Source organism: Streptomyces sp. M-16 (assembly GCF_052114405.1).
Lineage (GTDB): Bacteria > Actinomycetota > Actinomycetes > Streptomycetales > Streptomycetaceae > Streptomyces.
Window position 1 is genome coordinate 1 of record NZ_JBFRER010000305.1, and the last position, 798, is coordinate 798.

Annotated in this window: 1 protein-coding gene; it reads right to left on the reverse strand. The window is 72.7% G+C overall.

Translation table 11 applies throughout. The annotated features are described in order from the left end of the window. The coding region (locus AB4039_RS42245) for a beta-ketoacyl synthase N-terminal-like domain-containing protein (protein ID WP_442273310.1) at nucleotides 1-798 on the reverse strand (798 nt) is incomplete at both ends.

Here is a 798-nt window from a genome sequence, read left to right on the forward strand (position 1 = left end):
AATGTTCGACTTCAGCGAACCCAGCCACAGGGGCCGGCCCTCGGGCCGGTCCTGGCCGTAGGTGGCGAGCAGGGCCTGGGCTTCGATCGGGTCACCCAGGGTGGTGCCCGTACCGTGCGCCTCCACCGCGTCCACATCGGAGGCGGACAGCCCGGCCTGCGCCAGCGCCTGGCGGATGACCCGCTGCTGCGCCGGCCCGTTCGGGGCGGTCAGCCCGTTCGACGCGCCGTCCTGGTTCACCGCGCTGCCCCGGACCACCGCCAGTACCCGATGGCCGTTGCGGCGGGCGTCCGAGAGACGTTCCACCAGCAGCATGCCCGCGCCCTCGGCCCAGCCCGTGCCGTCGGCCGCGGCCGAGAAGGCCTTGCACCGGCCGTCGGCGGCCAGCCCGCGCTGGCGGCTGAACTCCACGAAGGTGCTGGGGGTCGCCATGACCGTCACGCCGCCCACCAGGGCCATCGAGCACTCGCCCTGGCGCAGCGACTGCGCCGCCAGGTGCAAGGCGACCAGGGAAGAGGAGCACGCGGTGTCCACCGTCACCGCCGGCCCCTCCAGACCGAAGGTGTAGGAGAGCCGGCCCGAGGCCACGCTGCCGGACGTACCCATGCCCAGGTGCCCTTCGAGCCCCTCGGGTACGGCTCCGCCCGACTGTGAGCCGTAGTCGTGGTACATGACGCCCGCGAAGACCCCGGTACGCGAACCCCGCAACGAAGCCGGGTCGATACCGGCCCGCTCGAACACCTCCCACGAGGTCTCCAGCAACAACCGCTGCTGCGGATCCATCGCGAGCGCCTCACG